Here is a 13924-nt window from a genome sequence, read left to right as displayed (position 1 = left end):
AGCTCATGACTACGTCCTGGCGCACCACGGACAAGGCCCCGAGCCTGCCGTCCGCTCCAGGGCCGTCAGACGACCTCCGCCGCAGGCGCCGTGCCGACAAGGTGCGGCGCCTGCGGGTGGGGCTGCCGGGGCTGCTTCTCGTAGCGCCGGCGCTCGCGTTCTACGGAGTGTTCGTGCTGCGGCCCCTGGCGGCCACGGTGCAGTACTCCTTCTATGACTGGAACGGCATCAGCACGGCCACGTGGGCGGGCGTGGAGAATTACGTCCGCCTGTTCACGGACCCCGATCTTCTCGGTCCGATCATCAATGCCCTCCAGCTCATCATCTACTTCTCCTTCGTGCCGGTGATCTTCGGCGTCGTCGCGGCGGCCATCATCCGCAAGATGGGCGCGAGCCGTCTCGCGGGTATCTCGCGGACGGTGCTGTTCCTTCCCCAGGTGATCCCGCTGGTGGCTGCGGGCATCATGTGGACGTGGCTGCTCGCCTCTGACGGCGCGGTCAACCAGGTGATGCGCGTGATCGGCCTCGACGGCCTCACCCGTGCCTGGCTGGGCGACTTCGACACCGCTCTGCCCGCGGTGGGCGTGATCGGGGCCTGGGTCAACGTCGGCCTCTGCATGCTGCTGATGCTCGCCGGCATGACCAAGGTGGACCCCTCTCTGTACGAGGCCGCGCGCCTCGACGGCGCTGGCCCCATCCGGGAGTTCGTGTCCGTGACTCTCCCGGCCGTCCGCCAGGAGCTCGGCGTCGCGATCATCATCACGGTGATCAGCGCGCTGCGCAGCTTCGACATCATCTTCATCTCGACGCAAGGCGGCCCAGGAAGCTCCACGATGGTGCCCGGCCTCGAGATCTACTACCTCGCGTTCTTCGAGCGGGAGATCGGCCAGGCCTCCGCCCTCGCTGTGGCGCTCACGGTCCTGGTGCTGATCGTGGTCCTTCCGCTCAACCGCCTGACCCGATCGGATGACTCATGAACACCACCGCTCGCGAGCTCTGGACGGGGCGGATCCTCCTCATCGTCGTGATGGCGGTGACCATCGTGCCGTTCGTGAGCCTGTTCATCACGGCGCTGCATCCCCCCGGCACCTATCCGCCAGGGCTGTCGCTGCCCGAGGAGTTTCACTGGAACAACTTCTTGCTCGCGTTCCAAGCCGCGAACATGGGAGCGCTGCTGCAGTCGAGCTTCCTCATCGAGCTCGGCGTGGTGCCGGCCGCGATCCTGATCGCGACCCTCGCCGGCTTTGCGCTGGGCCACCTCAAGGTGCCGTTCAGGCGCACCCTGTTCATCATCTTCGTGCTGGGCCTGACGCTGCCATTCGAGGGCATCATCGTGCCGCTGTACTACCAGATGCGCGACTACGGGCTCCTCAACACCCAGCTCGCGATCATCCTGCCCCTCATCGGCCTGTTCATGCCGTTCGCCGTGATGTGGATGCGCGCGCACTTCGTGAACATGCCGGAGGAGCTGTCGGAGGCCGCCCGCATGGACGGTGCCAGCACGTGGCAGCTGTTCTGGAAGGTGCACGTGCCCTTGTCCCGCCCCGCGATCGCCTCACTTGCGATCCTGCTGTTCCTGTGGACCTGGAATCAGTTCCTGCTCGCGATCGTGCTGGTCGACGACCCCGAGAGACGCACCATGGCGGGCGCGCTGGGCGCGTTCCAGGGTCAGTGGGGCACCGACATTCCGCTGCTGTGCGCCGGCTCGCTGCTGATCCTCACCCCGACGCTGATCGTCTTCCTCGTGTTCCAGCGTCAGTTCGTCGCCGCACTGCTGCAGGGAGCGGTGAAGGGATGACCGAGGCGGTCGTGCGCCCCCCGTTCGATCCCGAGGTGGCCCGAGCGCTGGCGCAGCAGCGGGACAACGTGGTGACCACGATGAGCCGCGAGGACATTCCGCGCGTGCGCAGCCTGGGGGCCGACGTCGATCCGTCAACGGCACCGCCGTCGCACGGCGGGTTCGAGCGGTGGGAGCTCGTGGCCCCGGGTCGCGGGGCGAACCCCGCCGTGCCCGTCGTGGTGCTCGCTCCGCCCGGGCAGGACGTGGTGCCTGTGCTGGTGTTCCTGCACGGCGGCGGGATGATCGCCGGCAACGCGGAGTCCGACCTGGACTCGATGGCGGACCTCGCACACCAGACGGGTTGCGCGGTGGCCTCCATCGAGTACCGTCTCGCCCCCGAGCATCCGTATCCGGCGGCGGCCGACGACGTCGTGACCGCCCTCGAGTGGCTGGCCTCCGGCGAGGCGCCAGGCGTGCTCGATGCTGGGCGAATCGTGCTCGCGGGCATCAGCGCCGGCGGTGGCCTCGCCGCCGCTGTCGCCCTGCGGTGCCGCGACACGGACGGCCCGCCTCTCAGTGGGCTGCTGCTGATGTGCCCGATGCTGGACCACCGCTCGAACTCGCCGTCCGCGCGACAGATGATCGGCGCGGGCTCGTGGGATGCGACCGCGAACGCGGTCGCGTGGGAGGCCTATCTGGGCGAGGCGGAGCCGACTCCACACGCATCGGCGGCCCTGGCAGACGATCTGTCCGGGATGCCCCCGGTGTTCATCGACGTAGGCTCGGCAGAGACGTTCCGTGACGAGTGCATCGACTTCGCGTCCCGCGTGTGGCTGGACGGCGGCGATGCCGAGTTGCACGTGTGGCCCGGCGGCGCGCACGCCTTCGACATGCTCGCGCCGTGGGCCCGTATGGCCCGCACGGCACGCGGCACACGCGAAGCGTGGCTGCGGCGCCTGCTGACCCGTCTTCGTACCGCCTGAAACTCAAGGAGCAGCCATGACCGTCCCGCACGCTGGGGGTCCCCAGCTCATCACCTACATCGACCGCTTGGCCGGCGACCTCGACGGGCTGCAGTCCGTGATGCGCGGCCCGCTCTCCGGAGCGTTCGACGGCGTGCACCTGCTGCCGTACTACACGCCCTTCGATGGCACGGACGCGGGCTTCGACCCGACCGACCACACTCAGGTCGATCCGCGGCTGGGCACCTGGCAGGACGTCAGCGCCCTCGGCTCTGATCACACCGTGATGAGCGATGTGATCGTCAATCACGTGTCGTCGGGCTCGGCGATGTTCCAGGACGTCATCGAGAAGGGCGACGCTTCCCGCTGGGCGCCGATGTTCTTGACGCTGTCGTCGCTGTTCCCGGACGGCGCGACCGAGCAGGACCTGGCGCGCATCTACCGTCCGCGCCCGGGCATGCCCTTCACGGCCATCACCCTCGGTGGCGAGCGCCGGCTGGTGTGGACCACGTTCACGCCCGACCAGATCGACCTCGACCTGCGCAGCGACGTCGCATGGGAGTACCTCGAGAGCGTGATCGACGCCCTCACCTCCGCAGGTGTCACCATGCTGCGTCTCGACGCCGTCGGCTACACGGGCAAGGAGAGGGGGACGTCCTGCTTCATGACGGAGGCCGCGACGCGCTACACGCAGCGCATCCTGGAGCTCGCTCACGAGCGGGGCGCGACGGTCCTGCTCGAGATCCACGGCCACTACCTGCAGCAGGTCGAGATCGCGCGCAGCGTCGACTACGTGTACGACTTCGCACTGCCGCCGCTGGTGCTGCATGCCCTGCACGCCCAGGACCTGCGGCCGCTCGAGGCATGGTTCGACGTCCGGCCGGCGAATGCGGTGACGGTGCTGGACACCCACGACGGCATCGGCATCGTCGACGTGGGTGCGAACGACCTGCGCCCCGGCGACCCGGGACTGTTGAACCCGGAGCAGATCGACGCGCTCGTGGAGTCGATCCACGACGCGAGCGGCGGCACGAGCCGCGCAGCCACCGGTGCCGCAGCCTCGAATCTCGACCTCTACCAGGTGAACTGCACGTTCTACGATGCACTCGGCCGTGACGATGCTCGCTACCTGCTCGCGCGCCTCATCCAGATCATGACCCCGGGAATCCCCCAGGTGTACTACGTGGGACTGCTGGCGGGCGCCAACGACATGGAGCTGCTCGAAGCGTCCGGCGTGGGTCGCGACGTGAACCGGCACCACTACTCGGCGGATGAGATCACCGCGGCGATCGGCACGCCCGTCGTGGCCGCTCAGCTCGACGCGCTCCGGCTGCGCCGCACTCACGGTGCCTTTTCCGGCGAGTTCACGTCCGACTTCACCGACACCGCCCTCACCATGCGCTGGAACCACGGCGACCAGGAGGTGGTGCTCGAGGCGGACGTCGCCGAGGGGACCTTCGCCCTGCTCGCCACCGGCCGTGAGAACACGTTGGTCTGCGACCACACGACCGCGACCACGCCCCAGTGACCTCCGCACACTAGAGGCACTCGAAAGGCGAAGGCCCCCCACCCCGGCGATCCCGGGATTGGGGGGCCTTCGTACGTTCGGACGCTGGCGGCCGACGGCGCCGCGTCTGCGTGCGCGGCCGCCGCCGCTCGTTAGTGCGCAGCCGCCACGACGGCGGGCGCGAAGGCGTCGAGGTCGCCGGGATTGCGCGATGTCAGCAGCGTCCAACCCTCGGCCTCGCACCGGCGCAGCTCCACGTCCTCCCACGTCGCACCCGCGTTGCGCAGATCGGTCGCGATGGACGGATAGGACGTCAGGGACTTGCCTCGTGCCACGTCGGCCTCGGCGAGCAGCCACGGCCCGTGGCAGATCGACGCGACCGTGCGCCCATCGGCGGCGAATGCACGCACCAAGGCAACTGCCGCATCGTCCGTCCGTAGGTTGTCGGCGTTGATGGTGCCGCCGGGCACGACGAGCACCGCGTGATCGCCCATCTGGGCATCGGCGAGGAGAGTGTCGGGCTCAAACGTCTCGCCCAGGTCCTTGTCTCCCACCAGCGACTGCACGGGGCTGTACTCGGACGCGGCGAGGGTCACGGGCACGCCCGCCTCGCGCAGCGCCTCCAGGGGCTTCTTCAACTCGTCCTGCTCGACCCCATAGTTGGTGGTGATGATCAGTGCGCTCACGGCGCTCTCCTCTCGTCGGCGGGCAATCCGTCTACGCGAGCGTCAACCCCACGCGACCCGCGTTGCATTCCGCCGGAACCGTCAGTCCACGTCGCCATCGACGTAGACCCACCGCCTGGACTCGCGCACGAACCTGCTCGTCTCGTGCATCGCGGCGGCAGCCCCCGCCGCGTCCTCGAACAGCGCGGTGAAGGACACGGTGCCCTCGGTGTCGCTCTCGCCGCCCTTGACCGCGGCGCGAACGTCGAGCCCACGCCACCGGATCCCCTCCAGTTCGAGCAGATCCGGGCGGGTCGACGGGTGCCACGTGCGCAGCAGGTACTCCTGGTCCCGGCGCACGTACGCGGTGTAGCGCGAGCGCATGAGGGCCGATGCGGTCGCGGCCTCGCGTTCGCCACGCAGCAGCGGTCGGCAACAGGCGGCGAATCCTTCGCCGGAGCCGCAGGGACACGCGACTGCCATTCATGCCCTCCACTGCAGCGTGGTCGGGGCTGCTGCCATCAGCGTCAGTTTCCGCACGGGCTCGTCACCGCTGCGCACGAGCGTGCGCGGCGAGCCGAGCGCAGTCCTCGGCGGACGTGTCCCACGCGCACATCAGGCGCACCTCGACCGTGTCGGGGGTCGACCCGGCCTGCCAGTCGTAGAAGCGGGACGCCTCGCGAAGCCGTGCCGCCAGCGTACGCGGCATCTCGACGAAGACCGCGTTGGCCTGCGTCTCCTGCGTGAAGCGCACCGTGCCGTCCCCCGCAAGCGGTTCGAGCTCTCGCCGCAGCCGTGCCGCCCTCGCATTCGCGTGGCGCGCGTTGCGAAGCCACAGCGGGTCGCCCGACTCGTCGCGCGATGTCAGCAGCGCGGTCAGCTGCGCCGATGCGTAGCGCATCTTCGAACCCAGCTGCATGGTGGACTTGCGCAGGTGGGGCAGTTCGGCGGCCAACCGGTCGCGCAGGTCGGGGGCGAGCACCACGATGGCCTCGGCGCCCATCGCGCCGTTCTTGGTGCCGCCGAGGGACACCATGTCCGCCCCGCCGCACGCCTCGGCCAGGCTCACCCCCAGCGCCGCGGCGGCGTTCGCAAGCCGCGCCCCGTCCAGATGGACCCTCATCCCCAGCGCATGCGCCCGTGACACCAGTGCCGTCAGCGCGTCCAGGTCGTACACGGTTCCCAGTTCGGTCGACTGGGTGACGGACAGCACCAGCGGCTGGGCGCGGTGCTCGTCGCCGATGTCCGGCGTCCAGCGGTCGAGGGACGCGGGATCGATGCGGCCGTCTGGGGCCGGCACCTCGAGGAGCTTCAACCCGCCCACGCGTTCCGGTGCGCCGTTCTCGTCCCGGTGGATGTGCGCGTGCTCGGATGCGACCACCCCACCCCAGCGGGGCGACAGCGCCATCAGCGACACGACATTCGCGCCGGTGCCGTTGAAGACGGGATACCCGAGCGCGGCCTCACCGAACTCCTGAGCCACTGCCGCATCGAAGGCAGCCGTTGCCGCATCGGCGCCATAGGCGGCGTCGTGCCCGACGTTGACGTCGGCCATCGCGGCGAACACCTCGGGGTGGACCGACGCGTAGTTGTCAGAGGCGAAGTGCACGGTCCCGGCCTCGTGGCTCAAGCCGCAGCGACCTCTCGCACCCACCGCGACCCGTTTTGGTGGAATCCCACGCGCCGGAGGTAGTCGAGGTCCGTCGCGTCATGGGGGACGACTTCGAGGTGCTGGAAGCCCGCGTCCGACAGCACCTGAGACTTGCGGTAGACGAACTCTCCGGGCGTGAAGTCTCGGAACCGCTCCTTGACCCAGTCCAGCTCGACCAGGCCCACGCCGTCGCCGAGGTCGCGGACCACGACCACGCCGACGGCCTCGTCGCCGCGCACCACCAGGAACGTGTGGCGGGTTCCCCCGGCGTCGGTGCCGGTGTCGCCGTCGATGGCGAAGTTCGGTGCGTGCTCCTGAACGTCCTGCGCGTGCTCCTCGAGCACGCGGTGCAGGAAGGCGTTGTCGGCGTCCACGGCAAGCACCTGGTAGATCGCCTCATCGTGCGATTCCCGGTAGAGCCGGCGCAGCCAGTAGATGTCGATGACGGTGATGGCGAGGTTCATGAAGGCGAACGGCCAGATCCCGATCACCGCGTTGTACACGGTGGCGATGAACGCGCCCGCGAGGTTCATCCACCTGAACTTCAGCACGCGCGCCTGCATGAGCGACCAGACGATGAGGAGGGAACCGGTCCAGCCGATGACTTCGAGGATGACGTTCATACCGGCAAGCGTATGCCCGGCCGATGCGCGCGCGCCTCCGCGCTCGCCCTTAGGCTCGATCCGTGGAGAGTAGGACGAGCGCGAGGGCCGATGCCTGGGTGTGGGCCGTGCGACTGGCGAAGACTCGGTCAGCGGCGACCGCGGCGGCGCGGGCCGGTCACGTGCGCGTGAACGGCGAGCGTGCCAAACCTGCGACCACCGTGCGCGTGGGCGACCGGGTCGAGGTGCGGCTGCACGAGCAGATCAAGATCGTCGAGGTGCGCCAGCTGCTGGTGAAGCGCGTGGGCGCACCCGTGGCACAGGCGGCCTACATCGACCACAGTCCGCCACCGCCGCCGCGAGCGGAGCGCCCGGCAGCGGTCGGGGTGCGGGACCGCGGTGCCGGACGACCCACCAAGCGCGAACGCCGCCAGCTCGACCGGCTGCGCGGCCGCCGGACGCGCTGAGCCTGCCCGCGCATCGGCCCCACGCCCGTTCCAAGGCCCAAGCCTGCGCACCGGGCCCTGCCCGCGCATCGGCCCCTGCCCGCTCGAGGCCCCCAAGCCTGCGCAAGTGTCGATTTATGGCCGGTTTTCGGCGCGAAAGTGCACAGTTATCGACACTTGCGGTGGGGTCAGGGGGTCAGGGGGTCAGGGGGTCAGGGGGTCAGGGGGTTGCGGGGTCACGGGGTCAGGGGGTCACGGGGTCACGGGGGCGCGGCGAAACGGGGGGTCTGGCGGAATGAGGGCCCCATGGGTGCGGTGCGGCGGCCGGCCGCTGTGATGACCCGCTAGGCGCGCCAGATGCGCTGGAGGTAGTCCCGGATCGACCGGTCCGAGCTGAAGAAGCCGGAGCGTGCGACGTTCAGCACGGCCGAGCGCGACCATGCCTCCGGGTCCGCGTAGGCGGCGTCGACCCGCTCCTGCGCGTCCATGTACGAGCGGAAGTCCGCGAGCGCCATGAACCTGTCGCGCTCGGTGAGGCTCGCGAAGATCGACGCGACGGCGCCGCCTCGCTCCCCATCCGTGAACGCACCAGAGGCGATCATGTCGAGCGCGGCCTTCAGCTGGGGATCGGTCTCGTAGACGTCGCCCGGCTTGTAGCCGCCGGCCTCGAGGTCGGCGGCGTCGGGCTCGGTCATGCCGAACAGGAAGAAGTGGTCGTCCCCGACCAGCTGTCGGATCTCCACGTTCGCGCCGTCGTCGGTGCCCACGGTCAGGGCGCCGTTGAGAGCAAACTTCATGTTGCCCGTCCCCGAGGCCTCCTTGCCGGCCAGCGAGATCTGCTCGGACAGGTCGGCGGCCGGGATCAGCGTCTCGGCGAGGGTCACGTTGTAGTTGGCGGGGAAGGCGACCCGGAGGCGGCCCCCGAGCGACGCGTCGGCGTTGATGGTCCTGCCCACGGCGTTGATGAGGGCGATGGTCTCCTTGGCGCGCACGTAGCCCGGCGCCGCCTTGGCGCCGAACACGAACGTCCGCGGCGTGACCGACTCGAGGGGCACGCGGCCGCTGGTGATGCCCTCGTACAGGGACACGATGTGCAGCAGCTTGAGGGACTGACGCTTGTACTCATGTAGGCGCTTGACCATGGCGTCGACCATCGCGTCCCCCGCGATGTCGATGCCGTCGCGCTCGCGCAGGACCTCGGCCAGGCGGACCTTGTTGGAGGCCTTGACCTCGCGGAACCGGCGCCGGAACTCGGCGTCGTCGGCGAGCGGCTCGAGGCCGCGCAGCTGTTCGAGGTCGGTGACCCAGCCGTCGCCGATCGCCTCGGTGATGAGCTCGGACAGGCCCGGGTTCGACAGTCGCAGGAACCGGCGCGGCGTGACGCCGTTGGTGACGTTCGTGAACTTGTCCGGCCACAGCTCGGCGAAGTCGGCGAGCACCTTGTCCCGCAGCAGCTGAGAGTGGAGCTCGGCCACGCCGTTGACCTTGAAGCCCGCGACGGTCGCGAGGTGCGCCATCCGGACGGAGCGCACCGGCTCCTCGGCGATGATCGACATGCGCCGCGCGCGCAGCACGTCGCCCGGGTAGGCCTCCCGCAGCTCGTCGAGGAAGTTGTCGTTGATGCGGTAGATGATCTCCAGGTGGCGGGGCAGCAGCTTGCCGAGCAGCGCGACGGGCCACACCTCGAGGGCCTCGGGCAGCAGCGTGTGGCACGTGTAGGCGAACACCTTCTGCGTGACGGCCCAGGCGTCCTCCCAGGCCCACCCGCGCTCGTCGACGAGCAGCCGCATGAACTCGGGCACCGCGATCACCGGGTGGGTGTCGTTGAGCTGCCACGTGACGCGGTCCGGGAGCTTGTGCAGGTCGAAGTCCTCCGGCAGCACCGTTTCGAGGAAGTCGCGCAGCGACGCGGCCACGAAGAAGTACTGCTGCTGGAGCCTGAGCTCCTTGCCTTGGGGCGTCGAGTCCTCGGGGTAGAGGACCTTCGAGATGTTCTCGGCGAACGTGCGGGCGCGCACCGCCTCGGCGTAGTCGCCCGCGTTGAAGATCTGCAGGTCGAATTCACGGGTGGCCTTGGCGGACCACAGGCGCAGCGTGTTGACGCGCCCATTGCGGTATCCCGGGACCATGTAGTTGTACGGGACCGCGGTCACCTGCCAGCCGGGCACCCACGTGCGGGCGCCATCCGGGCCGGCGCCGACGGCCTCGGTGTGACCGCCGAACGACACCTCGACCGAGTTCTCGGGGTGAGGCAGCTCCCACGGAGAGCCGAGCCGCAGCCAGTGATCCGGCCGCTCGACCTGCTCGCCTTCCACGAAGGACTGGCGGAAGATGCCGAACTCGTAGCGGATTCCGTAGCCGATCGAGGGCACGTCGAGGGTGGCGAGCGAGTCCACGAAGCACGCGGCCAGCCGGCCCAGCCCGCCGTTGCCGAGGCCCGGCTCGATCTCCACCTGGCACAGGTCCGCGATGTCGAGGCCGAGCTCGCTCAGCGCCTCCTTGGCGATCGGCCCCAGGTCGGCGGCCAGCAGCGCGTTCTCGAGCTGCGGTCCCAGCAGGTACTCGGCGGACAGGTACGCGACAGACTTCGCCTGCTCCTGGTGCTGACGCCGGAGGGTCTCGAGCCAGCCCGTCATCAGGTAGTGACGCACGGTGCGCGCGAGAGCGAGGTAGGCGTCGTTGGGGGAGGCCCGGTCGAGGTCGACTCCCTGCCCGAAGTTCACTTCGCGAAGGAACTCGCGGGTGAAGCTCTCGACGGTGTGCTCGCGGGCGGCCATGGGTGCGGGGTTGTCTTTCACATCCCCCAATCTATGGCGCTGGACCCGGGACCCGTGTCCACTTGCCTCAAGAGTTCACACGCCTGACACAAGGCGCGGCCCCTCAGTCGCGGGTATCGCGGGCCCGATCGCGCAGGCGGCGTCGCAGCTGGAGCACGGCTGCGCCCACGAGCAGGGCGAGCACGAGGCCCCCGATGGCCCCGCCGGCGGCGGCTCCCGCCAAGGCCTCGTCCGCCAGGGAGGGCGCGAGCACGGGGCCCAGCCAGGCCTGGCCCATGAGGCCGCCGACGACCCCGGCCAGCGAGCCGACGATGCCTCCCGCGTCCACCGACGGGTGGGTGCGGGACGCGCCCCACCCCAACAGCAGTCCGAGCACGGCGCCGAGCATGACCTCCATGGGTGACCTCCTCGAGTTCACATGGTGGCACAGCGCTCCGTGCCAGGCCGCGACGCCTTTCGCAGTGGCGCGCCGCCTGTGCCGCGCTCGCGGCACCGCGCCGGCACGCCGCGACGTCCCCGCGCGAGGGCCGCAATGTCGCCACGCGCCGTCGGGGCCCTGTCGCCCCTCGTGCCTTTGGGACACAATGGGCCCGTGACCTCCTTCGCAGACCGCCACATCGGCCCCGACGAGTCCGCCATCGACACCATGCTCGCGGCCGTGGGCCACCCCTCGCTCGCCGTGCTGGCGGAGACCGCCGTGCCCGAGTCGATCCGCCAGGACGACGTGCTGGTGCTGCCGGACCCGCTCACGGAGAACGGCACCCTGAGCGCTCTTCAGTCGTTCGCGCAGCGCAACCACGTCCACACCCAGATGATCGGCCAGGGCTACTACGACACCATCACCCCGATGGTCATTCGCCGCAATGTCCTCGAGAACCCTGCCTGGTACACCGCCTATACCCCGTATCAGGCCGAGATCTCGCAGGGCCGCCTCGAGGCGATGCTGAACTTCCAGACCATGGTCTCCGACCTCACGTCGCTGCCCGTCGCCGGTGCGTCCCTGCTCGACGAGGCCACGGCGGTCTCTGAGGCCGTGCTGCTGATGCGCCGCGCCGTCACGGGCCGGGAGGACGGGGTGATGGTGCTCGACTCCGAATGCCTGCCTCAGACCATCGCGGTGGTCGAGGCGCACGCGGAGGCGATCGGCATGCGACTCGAGATTCACGACATCGACGTGGGCTGGGAGCCGCCGGCCGACCTCGTGGGACTGGTGCTCCAGCAGCCGGGAGCCACCGGAGTGCTGCGCGAGATCCAGGACGTCGTCGCCGCCGCGCACGATGCCGGCGGCCTGGTCGCGGTCGCCGCGGACCTGCTGTCGCTCACGATGGTGAAGTCGCCGGGAGAGATCGGCGCCGACATCGCGGTGGGCTCCGCGCAGCGGTTCGGCGTGCCGTTGTTCTTCGGCGGGCCGCACGCGGCGTTCATGGCGGTGCGGGAGGGGCTCGAGCGGCAGCTCCCCGGCCGGTTGGTGGGGGTGAGCGTCGACGCCGACGGTCGCACCGCGTATCGCCTCGCGCTGCAGACGCGCGAGCAGCACATCCGCCGCGACCGTGCGACGTCCAACATCTGCACCGCGCAGGCGCTGCTCGCGATCGTGTCCGGCTTCTACGCGATCCACCACGGCCCCGACGGACTGCGCGCGATCGCGCAGCAGGTGCACAACACCGCTGTCACGCTGGCCGACGCCCTGTCCGCCGCTGGCGTGACCATCAAGCACGAGAGCTTCTTCGACACGATCGTGGCGGAGGTGCACGGTGGCGCGGACTCGGTGATCGCTCGCGCGGCCGCCGCAGGCATCAACCTGCGCCGCGTCGACGCCGACCACGTCGCCATGGCATGCGACGAGGTGACGAGCCTGGACATCATCGACCACCTGGTCGAGGCCGTGACGGCCGTCAAGCGGCATGCGGTGTACACCGCGCCGCGCGTGGCGATTCCCCGCTCCCTGCGCCGCACCAGCGACTACCTGACGCACCCGGTGTTCCACCAGCACCGGTCCGAGACGTCGCTCATGCGGTACATGCGCCGCCTGGCCGACCGGGACCTGGCGCTGGACCGCACCATGATCCCGCTCGGCTCGTGCACGATGAAGCTCAACGCCGCCGTCGAGATGGCGGCCATCAGCTGGCCCGGCTTCGCCCGCATCCACCCGTTCGCGCCGTCGGACCAGACCGCGGGATACCGCGACATGATCGCTCAGCTCGAGGGATGGCTCGCGGAGATCACGGGCTACGCCGCAGTGTCGGTGCAGCCCAATTCCGGCGCCCAGGGGGAGTACGCGGGACTGCTGGCGATCCGGGCCTACCACCGCGACCAGGGCCAGCCCGAGCGCGACATATGCCTGATCCCCGCATCGGCGCATGGCACGAATGCCGCCTCCGCGGTGCTCGCGGGACTGCGTGTGGTGGTGGTGTCCACGGCCACCGACGGGGAGGTCGACCTCGCCGACCTGCGCGCGAAGCTCGCGGCTCACGAGGGCCGGGTGGCGTGCATGATGATCACGTACCCGTCGACCCACGGCGTCTACGAGGAGCACGTGGGCGAGGTGTGCGCCGCGGTGCACGACGCGGGTGGTCAGGTGTTCATCGACGGCGCGAACCTGAACGCTCTGGTGGGTCTCGCCAAGCCCGGCCACTTCGGCGGCGACGTGTCGCACCTCAACCTTCACAAGACGTTCTGCATCCCTCACGGCGGCGGAGGCCCAGGCGTGGGGCCCGTCGCGGTCGCGGAGCACCTGATTCCTTACCTGCCCGCGCTGCGACAGACGATCCAGCGCCCGGCCGAGCTGCGCCGGCTCGGCGCCCCGGTCAGCGCTGCCCCGTACGGATCGGCCGGGATCCTGCCGATCACGTGGGCGTACATCGCGCTCATGGGTCACGAGGGCCTCATGAATGCCACCAAGACCGCGGTGCTCGCCGCCAACTATGTCGCCGCCCGGCTCGCGGACGCCTTCCCCGTGCTGTACCGCGGACCCGGGGGCCTCGTGGCGCACGAGTGCGTGCTCGACATCCGTCCGCTGACCAAGACCACCGGCATCACCAACGAGGACGTCGCGAAGCGGCTCGTCGACTTTGGGCTGCATGCACCGACGATGTCCTTCCCGGTGCCGGGCACGCTGATGGTCGAGCCCACCGAGTCCGAGGACCTGGGCGAGATCGATCGATTCGTCGACGCGATGCTCGTCATCCGCGAGGAGATCGCGGCGATCGAGCGCGGCGACATCGCCGCGGCGGACTCCCCGCTCCGGCACGCCCCCCATACGGCCGATGCGGTCGTCGCCGACGGCTGGGATCGCGCCTATTCGCGGGAGCAGGCGGCGTTCCCGGTGCCCGGACTGCGGCAGGACAAGTACTGGCCCCCGGTGTCTCGTGTCGACAACGCGCACGGCGACCGCCACCTCGTGTGCTCGTGCCCGCCCGTGGAGGCGTACGTCGAGGACGCCGACGACTGACCCCGGATCTGCGCTGCGGTGGCTTGGGTCACACGCGCCGCGGCGCGGTGCGCGTCGTCGGTTAGAGTGACCTGGTTTCCCAT

General features: G+C 69.9%; 12 protein-coding genes. 6 read left to right on the top strand and 6 right to left on the bottom strand.

Annotated elements, in window-relative coordinates; translation table 11 throughout:
- Positions 1-5 precede the first annotated feature (5 nt).
- From ACNI14_RS07680 to gtfA, 4 genes are read left to right on the top strand one after another with little or no spacing between them, the layout of a single operon-like run.
- Positions 6-977 (top strand): carbohydrate ABC transporter permease, encoded by a 972-nt coding sequence (locus ACNI14_RS07680; protein WP_420519394.1) that lies wholly within the window; start codon positions 6-8, stop codon positions 975-977.
- On the top strand, positions 974-1798 hold the full coding sequence (locus tag ACNI14_RS07675) for a carbohydrate ABC transporter permease (RefSeq protein ID WP_420519393.1): 825 nt from the start codon (positions 974-976) through the stop codon (positions 1796-1798). Before ACNI14_RS07680 ends, ACNI14_RS07675 begins: the two co-directional genes overlap by 4 nt.
- Positions 1795-2763: an alpha/beta hydrolase gene (locus ACNI14_RS07670; RefSeq protein ID WP_420519392.1), complete on the top strand. Its 969-nt coding sequence runs from the start codon at positions 1795-1797 to the stop codon at positions 2761-2763. Before ACNI14_RS07675 ends, ACNI14_RS07670 begins: the two co-directional genes overlap by 4 nt.
- Before the next feature lie 16 nt (positions 2764-2779).
- Positions 2780-4270: a sucrose phosphorylase gene (gene gtfA, locus ACNI14_RS07665; RefSeq protein WP_420519391.1), complete on the top strand. Its 1491-nt coding sequence runs from the start codon at positions 2780-2782 to the stop codon at positions 4268-4270.
- 131 nt (positions 4271-4401) lie between these two features.
- On the opposite strand, the gene ACNI14_RS07660 is transcribed toward gtfA, so the two are convergent.
- The 4 genes from ACNI14_RS07660 to ACNI14_RS07645 all read right to left on the bottom strand — a co-directional run bounded on the left by ACNI14_RS07660 (position 4402) and on the right by ACNI14_RS07645 (position 7188).
- Positions 4402-4935, bottom strand: a complete 534-nt coding sequence (locus ACNI14_RS07660) for a DJ-1/PfpI/YhbO family deglycase/protease (RefSeq protein ID WP_420519390.1) — start codon at positions 4933-4935, stop codon at positions 4402-4404.
- A gap of 81 nt (positions 4936-5016) precedes the next feature.
- On the bottom strand, positions 5017-5397 hold the full coding sequence (locus ACNI14_RS07655) for a YchJ family protein (RefSeq protein WP_420519389.1): 381 nt from the start codon (positions 5395-5397) through the stop codon (positions 5017-5019).
- 64 nt (positions 5398-5461) lie between these two features.
- Entirely contained in the window at positions 5462-6523 is a 1062-nt protein-coding gene (locus ACNI14_RS07650) for a threonine aldolase family protein (RefSeq protein WP_420519388.1), read from the bottom strand.
- Between the two features lie 17 nt (positions 6524-6540).
- Positions 6541-7188: a hypothetical protein gene (locus ACNI14_RS07645; RefSeq protein ID WP_420519387.1), complete on the bottom strand. Its 648-nt coding sequence runs from the start codon at positions 7186-7188 to the stop codon at positions 6541-6543.
- Positions 7189-7250: 62 nt separating this feature from the next.
- On the opposite strand from ACNI14_RS07645, the gene hslR reads away from it, so the two are divergent.
- Positions 7251-7634, top strand: coding sequence for an Hsp15 family ribosome-associated heat shock protein (gene hslR, locus ACNI14_RS07640; protein ID WP_420519386.1), 384 nt, complete (start codon positions 7251-7253; stop codon positions 7632-7634).
- 323 nt (positions 7635-7957) lie between these two features.
- Here the strand turns inward: hslR and ACNI14_RS07635 are convergent, their stop codons facing one another.
- Together ACNI14_RS07635 and ACNI14_RS07630 are read right to left on the bottom strand one after the other, a co-directional pair.
- The gene (locus tag ACNI14_RS07635; protein WP_420519433.1) at positions 7958-10390 is read right to left on the bottom strand and encodes a glycogen/starch/alpha-glucan phosphorylase; all 2433 of its coding nucleotides are present in this window, start codon (positions 10388-10390) and stop codon (positions 7958-7960) included.
- 103 nt (positions 10391-10493) lie between these two features.
- Positions 10494-10787, bottom strand: coding sequence for a hypothetical protein (locus tag ACNI14_RS07630; RefSeq protein ID WP_420519385.1), 294 nt, complete (start codon positions 10785-10787; stop codon positions 10494-10496).
- A 195-nt stretch (positions 10788-10982) separates the two neighbouring features.
- On the opposite strand from ACNI14_RS07630, the gene gcvP reads away from it, so the two are divergent.
- Complete coding sequence (gene gcvP, locus ACNI14_RS07625) at positions 10983-13841, top strand: aminomethyl-transferring glycine dehydrogenase (RefSeq protein ID WP_518486580.1); 2859 nt, start codon at positions 10983-10985, stop codon at positions 13839-13841.
- The last annotated feature ends 83 nt before the right edge of the window (positions 13842-13924 follow it).

Source organism: Demequina pilifera (genome assembly GCF_048814985.1).
GTDB lineage: Bacteria > Actinomycetota > Actinomycetes > Actinomycetales > Demequinaceae > Demequina.
This window is presented reverse-complemented; position numbering and strand designations above follow the sequence as displayed.